Source organism: Gluconobacter sp. (assembly GCF_047723935.1).
Classification (GTDB): domain Bacteria; phylum Pseudomonadota; class Alphaproteobacteria; order Acetobacterales; family Acetobacteraceae; genus Gluconobacter.
Genome location: NZ_JBDOBO010000053.1, coordinates 1 through 5,943 on the forward strand (window position 1 = coordinate 1; position 5,943 = coordinate 5,943).

The 5,943-nt window shown below is 56.6% G+C and carries 7 protein-coding genes; 4 read left to right on the forward strand and 3 right to left on the reverse strand.

What is annotated here, in order from left to right:
• Positions 1 to 63: 63 nt before the first annotated feature.
• From thrS to ABF979_RS13060, 3 genes are all read right to left on the reverse strand, one after another.
• A complete protein-coding gene (gene thrS, locus ABF979_RS13050; RefSeq protein ID WP_415560280.1) occupies positions 64 to 1,932 on the reverse strand; it encodes a threonine--tRNA ligase in 1,869 nt (622 codons plus the stop codon).
• A 70-nt stretch (positions 1,933 to 2,002) separates the two neighbouring features.
• Positions 2,003 to 2,455, reverse strand: a complete 453-nt coding sequence (locus tag ABF979_RS13055) for a Fur family transcriptional regulator (protein WP_233142729.1) — start codon at positions 2,453 to 2,455, stop codon at positions 2,003 to 2,005.
• Positions 2,456 to 2,466: 11 nt separating this feature from the next.
• On the reverse strand, positions 2,467 to 3,174 hold the full coding sequence (locus tag ABF979_RS13060; RefSeq protein WP_415560282.1) for a DUF1826 domain-containing protein: 708 nt from the start codon (positions 3,172 to 3,174) through the stop codon (positions 2,467 to 2,469).
• Between the two features lie 81 nt (positions 3,175 to 3,255).
• Between ABF979_RS13060 and folE the strand changes: the two genes are divergently transcribed.
• The 4 genes from folE to ABF979_RS13080 form a co-directional block, all read left to right on the forward strand.
• The gene (folE, locus tag ABF979_RS13065; RefSeq protein WP_415560284.1) at positions 3,256 to 3,867 is read left to right on the forward strand and encodes a GTP cyclohydrolase I FolE; all 612 of its coding nucleotides are present in this window, start codon (positions 3,256 to 3,258) and stop codon (positions 3,865 to 3,867) included.
• On the forward strand, positions 3,867 to 4,373 hold the full coding sequence (gene hisI / locus ABF979_RS13070) for a phosphoribosyl-AMP cyclohydrolase (protein WP_086649803.1): 507 nt from the start codon (positions 3,867 to 3,869) through the stop codon (positions 4,371 to 4,373). Before folE ends, hisI begins: the two co-directional genes overlap by 1 nt.
• A 13-nt stretch (positions 4,374 to 4,386) precedes the next feature.
• A complete protein-coding gene (zigA, locus tag ABF979_RS13075; RefSeq protein WP_415560286.1) occupies positions 4,387 to 5,616 on the forward strand; it encodes a zinc metallochaperone GTPase ZigA in 1,230 nt (409 codons plus the stop codon).
• Between the two features lie 36 nt (positions 5,617 to 5,652).
• Positions 5,653 to 5,943: alcohol dehydrogenase catalytic domain-containing protein (locus ABF979_RS13080; RefSeq protein WP_415560288.1), on the forward strand; the 291-nt coding region annotated here is incomplete at its 3' end.

The following is a 5,943-nucleotide window of genomic DNA, read 5'->3' on the forward strand; positions in this document are numbered from 1 at the left end:
GAAGAAATGGAATCACACAGAACAGCTCAGAGCCAAGGGTTTTTCGAACCCTCCATCTACAAGCTAAAAGACTTGTGCCAAACGAGACTCCGATGCTTTGGAGATTAAATTGATAGCGGAGTCCATATCCAACATTGGTGTTTCTGAGCTTCCATATTCCCGGATAGACACGGTGCCTGCCTGTGCTTCCTTCTTCCCGACGATCAGCAACATGGGTACTTTCGCGAGGCTGTGTTCGCGGATTTTGTAAGCGATTTTTTCATTGCGCAAATCGGGCTCTGCTCGGACTCCACGTTGGCGGAGCGCTTTAATCAGATCGACTGCGTAATCGTTCGCAGCGCCGGTGATTGTTGCCACCACGACCTGAATGGGTGCAAGCCAGAAAGGCAGGTGGCCGGCATGGTGTTCAAGGAGAATGCCGATGAAACGTTCAAGCGAACCGAACAGGGCGCGATGCAGCATGACGGGCGGATGTTTTTCTCCATCCGCGCCAATATAATGCGCGTCCAGACGCTGAGGCAGATTGAGATCGACCTGAACGGTACCGCACTGCCAGTCCCGGCCGATTGCATCACGCAGTACGAACTCCAGCTTGGGACCGTAAAAAGCGCCTTCTCCTGGATTGCGTGTGTAGGAGAGGCCTGAAGCTTCGACCCCGCGCTGTAACGCTTCCTCCGAGCGATCCCAGATCTCGTCCGATCCGACACGTTTGTCAGGCCGGTCGGAAAATTTGATACGGACATTTTCGAAACCGAAGTCCTTATAGATCGAAAGCACGAGATGGCAGATCCGCTGCGTCTCGGCCTCCATCTGTTCCGGTGTGCAGAAAATATGTGCGTCATCCTGCGTGAATGCACGTACGCGCATCAGGCCATGCAACGCTCCTGACGGTTCAAAGCGATGGACTTTGCCGAATTCGGCCATCCGCAGGGGCAGGTCGCGATAGCTCTTCAGGCCTTGGCGGAAAACCTGCACGCCACCAGGGCAGTTCATGGGTTTGAGGGCATAGATGCGCCCTTCGGTTTCAGTGGTGAACATGTTCTCCCCGAATTTTTCCCAATGGCCGGAGGCCTGCCAGAGCGACAGATCCATGATGTCGGGTGTATTGATCTCCACATAGTTCTCGGCCTTCTGACGTTCGCGCAGATAAGCGAGCAGGGTCTGGAACAGTGTCCAGCCGTTCGGATGCCAGAACACCGCGCCTGGAGATTCGGCCTGGAAATGGAACAGATCCATCTCGCGCCCGAGACGACGATGATCACGCCGTGCTGCTGCTTCCTGACGCTGCTCCCAAGCGGCGAGTTCGTTGGCATCACGACAGGCCGTTCCGTGAATCCTCTGCAGCATTGGATTGCTGCGATCACCTTTCCAGTAGGCACCAGCCGTACCGAGAAGTCGAAAGGCGTGTCCGATCTGTCCTGTGCTGACGAGATGTGGCCCTCGGCAGAGATCGACGAAGTTGCCTTGTCGATAAAAGCTCAGGGTGGCATCAGCAGGCAGGGACATGATGATCTCGGCCTTGTAGGGCTGTCCATTCTCCCCGCACCAGGACAGCGCTCTCTCGCGATCCCATTCTTCCCTGACGATTGTTTCATCACGATCAATGATCTCGTGCATGCGGGATTCGATCCGGATGAGGTCGTCATCAGTAAAAGCGTGCTCAGCCGCGAAATCGTAGAAAAATCCCTGCTCCGTGGCGGGTCCTGTCGCGAGCGCGGTATTGGGAAACAGTTCACTGACGGCCTGCGCAAGGACATGCGCTGTGTCATGGCGGATCAGGGAAAGCGCCTCGGTGTCTGAACGGAAGACAGGATCAGCCAGTTGGTCACCAGCTGTGGAGGAGAGATCGTTGATAATTCCGTCCGCACGACAGGCAAGCATATCCTTTGGTTGGTGGGATGAAGGACGGGAAGAGATGGTGGTCGATAACATGAGAGAGCCTTAACGGAGAAGAGCGGCGAGGGGCCGCGGTTCATTTGGGCGCGCGTGTCGGGAGCTTGTGCTATTGCTGTGTCGGCAAGAAAGACGGGCAGACGCTGCATCGTGCGCAGACGCCCTGGACTTCGATGACCCGATGCCGGACCTGAAATCCAAGGGTCTCGGCCGCAGCGTCGATCAATTGACAGGATAGTGTATTTTCCACTGCTTGCGCGGCACCACACTGGTCGCAGATACAGTAGACAAGGCGAGAGGGATCGTTTGCCCGGATCCGCACGAAGGCATTTCGGCTTTCGAGCCGCCCCACCAATCCGCTGGCGATCAGCTTTCCGAGAGCTCGATAAATCATAGTCGGGGCGATTCGTCGGCAATCCGGATGACTGACACACCGAAGGATGTCGTAAGCCGAGAGTGGCACATCTGCCTTCGTCAGCACGTCGAGCACATCATTCCGTAAAGCCGTGGCCCGCCTTTTGAAGGCATCGCAACCTTGACGTGCGTCGCGAGACGGCGGCATGACACGCTCTATCATCGGGAAATTGTATCCATCACGAGGACCGGCCCAGGCCTTGCACCGTTTGCGATATTTGCCGGGAGACGATGAAGGCATCCGGGTTTGCCTTCAGCCGCCCCTTTAATGAACGCTACTGCGAACGGTGTCAGGGTACTGACAATACCACTCTTTGGATTTTGACTGCCGCACCACTCTGGTCCGGCGCTTCCATAGGCGCAGATCAGCCGAAGTGCATCGGGGGGCAACTCGAACGCAGTCTCCCCACGGGATGGCGTTATTAGCTGGATGTGCTGCCGGACGCCTCCTGTCAGCGCACCGAACAGTGCGGACAAGTCCCTGACATCAGTCAGGATGAGGGGAGACCAGTCCTGATGTAAAGCCGGGTTTGCAAGGGAATCTGCGATTTCCGAAGGTGTGCCGGCGAGAGTGAGAGCAGATGGGACTTGTGAGCAGTTTGTGAAAGTTCCTTCCCATGTTGCCGGAATCCGGCGCCCCCACACGACCATATCGACATCCGGTCGCTGCAGATCCATCACGACTGTCGCGTGGGCACAGGCGACCACATGCGGTGCAGGACGGCCCAGAGTACTGTCTTCCGGTGCGTCGATCGTTGGTGCAGGCCAGCTTTCCATGAATAGCATGGCGCCGAGACTTTCCTTCGGCGCGCGCGCGGGTGGAGTCATATCCGTCGAGACAGAATGTTGCTGTGAGGGAGGGGGCATGGTTCCCGAGCTTGACGATAGGTGGCGAACGTCTTTATGGTTACGTTATAACATAACATAGTCAATAGCAGATAAACCTCAATGGACACACTGATGGACGTTCCACGGCAAGTGCGAACCCGGCCGACCCGGGCTCAGGCGGAAGAGGCGGTGCGAACCCTGCTCGCCTGGACCGGTGATGATCCTGATCGTGAGGGGCTTGTCGATACGCCTGACCGCGTGGTGCGGGCCTATGAGGAGTTTTTCGAGGGATATCATGACGACCCGGTCGCTCTTCTGGAGCGGACCTTCGAAGAGAGCGGTAACTACAACGAGATGGTGGTGCTACGCGATATCCGTCTGGAATCCCATTGCGAGCATCATATCATTCCGCTGATCGGTAAGGCGCATGTGGCGTATCTGCCCGACAAGCGGGTAGTTGGCATCAGCAAGCTGGCGCGTCTCGTGGACGTCTTCGCCCATCGTCTACAGATCCAGGAAAAACTGACGGCCCAGATCGCGGATACAATCCAGGGCGTGCTTCAACCGCGTGGCGTCGCGGTCGTGATCGACGCGGCTCACCAGTGCATGACCACACGCGGAGTACATAAGCCAGGCGTGAGTATGGTGACCAGCCGCCTGCTGGGCGAGTTCGAGACGTCGGAATCTCTGCGGCGCCAGTTCTTCACTATGGCGGGAATGGGTGGCGTGTGATGGGCACAACTGTATCTTCTGTGTCCACGGCATTTGGGTCGCGCGTCTCAATTGAGCAGGTCGAGGAGGGGAGCGATCTCGCCCCACGTTTCGACGCCAGCGGACTGCTGACCGTGGTCACAACGGACGCAGAAAGCGGTGATGTCATGATGGTTGGCGTCATGAACGCAGAGGCGCTCGCACGCACTATCGCAACCCGTGAGGCGCATTACTGGAGCCGGAGCCGTCAGTGTCTCTGGCGAAAGGGCGCCACGAGCGGGCTGGTCCAGCATGTCCTCGAAATGCGGATCGACGACGATCAGGACGCGATCTGGCTGCGCGTTCACACTGCGGGCACAGGAGCGAACTGCCATGTGGGTTATCGAAGCTGTTTTTATCGGCGTGTTGATCTCACTGCTGAGGAAGGCCTTCCGTCATCATCGGCAGCACTCCTCTTTTGCGAAACGCACAAAATATTCGATCCGCACGCCGTCTATGGCGACGCCCCAAACCCGACAAAGCTTTAGAGGAAAAATCCCCATGGATGACCAACTTCCCGTTACCGTGCTGTCCGGCTTTCTTGGCGCGGGAAAGACGACCTTGCTCAATCACGTACTGAATAACCGCCAGGGCTATAAGGTCGCGGTCATCGTGAATGATATGAGCGAGGTCAACATTGACGCCGCTCTGGTGCGCGAGGGCGGCAGCAATCTGTCGCGTACCGATGAAAAGTTGGTTGAAATGACCAATGGCTGCATTTGCTGCACGCTCCGCGACGATTTGTTGCAGGAAGTACGGAGGCTCGCAGAGGAGCGGAAATTCGATTATCTGCTCATTGAATCTACAGGCATTGCGGAACCGCTGCCCGTAGCCGCAACGTTTGAGTTTCGTGACGAGAGTGGCGTCAGCCTGAGCGATATCGCACGGCTGGATACGATGGTGACGGTCGTTGATGCGGTCAATCTCCTGCGCGATTATTCTTCCAGCGATTTCCTGAAGGATCGGGGTGAAACGGCCGGGGAGGACGACGAGCGTACCCTGGTCGATCTGCTCGTCCAGCAGATCGAGTTTGCGGATATCGTGGTGATCAACAAAGTCTCCACCGCTACACCGGATCAGGTTGATGCGGCGAGGCAGATCATTCGTGCGTTGAATTCGGACGCTGATATCATTGAGACCGACATGGGGTCTGTTCCTGTTGAGCGGATCCTGAATACAGGCCGTTTCGATTACGACAAGGCACATCAGCATCCGTTGTGGTTCAAGGAACTTTACGGCTTTTCCAGCCATGTTCCTGAAACAGACGAATATGGCATCCGTAATTTTGTCTATCGTGCGCGCCGTCCGTTCCAACCAGCGGAATTCCAGGCCTTCCTTGATCGGAGCTGGCCTGGCGTCGTACGCGCCAAGGGCCATTTCTGGTTAGCTACGCGCCCGGACTGGGTAGGTGGAATGAGTCAGGCTGGAGCTCTGGTTCGAAGCGAGGCGATGGGGCTGTGGTGGGCGGCGATCCCGAAAAATCAGTGGCCGGATACTGATCAGTGGCGGGACTTCGTATTGGGAAACTGGGATCCGGTCTTCGGCGACCGTCGTCAGGAAATCGTCTTCATCGGCAATGGAGATATAGATGAATCCGGACTTCGGCAGGAACTTGATGCCTGTCTTGTTCCAGATCTCGGAGACACCCCTTTTGAGCCGTCACGCTATGCACGCCTCCCTGATCCCTTTCCGCTTTGGCGTCGCCAGTCGGAAAGCCTTGAGTTGGCCTGAACGAATTACCACACGCTATTATTGAGGAATATTTTCATGAAAACCCGAGCTGCAATTGCGTGGGAACCTAACATGCCGCTTGAGATCGATCTGGTTGATCTCGAAGGCCCGAAAGACGGCGAGGTTCTGGTCCGTATCGTGACCACGAGCCTGTGTCATACGGATATGTTTACCCTGTCGGGACATGATCCGGAAGGACGTTTTCCATGTATTCTTGGTCACGAGGGGGTGGGGATCGTCGAGGATGTGGGTAAAGGTGTTACCTCTGTCGCTCCGGGTGATCATGTCATTCCGCTCTATATTCCCGAAGACCCGAACTGCCCGATG

What these genes read in the sequence shown, in the direction of transcription:
- thrS (WP_415560280.1), bottom strand. Translation starts at nt 1,932, where the DNA reads ATGTTATCGACCACCATCTCTTCCCGTCCTTCATCCCACCAACCAAAG.
- ABF979_RS13055 (WP_233142729.1), bottom strand. Translation starts at nt 2,455, where the DNA reads ATGCCGCCGTCTCGCGACGCACGTCAAGGTTGCGATGCCTTCAAAAGG.
- ABF979_RS13060 (WP_415560282.1), bottom strand. Translation starts at nt 3,174, where the DNA reads ATGCCCCCTCCCTCACAGCAACATTCTGTCTCGACGGATATGACTCCA.
- folE (WP_415560284.1), top strand. Translation starts at nt 3,256, where the DNA reads ATGGACACACTGATGGACGTTCCACGGCAAGTGCGAACCCGGCCGACC.
- hisI (WP_086649803.1), top strand. Translation starts at nt 3,867, where the DNA reads ATGGGCACAACTGTATCTTCTGTGTCCACGGCATTTGGGTCGCGCGTC.
- zigA (WP_415560286.1), top strand. Translation starts at nt 4,387, where the DNA reads ATGGATGACCAACTTCCCGTTACCGTGCTGTCCGGCTTTCTTGGCGCG.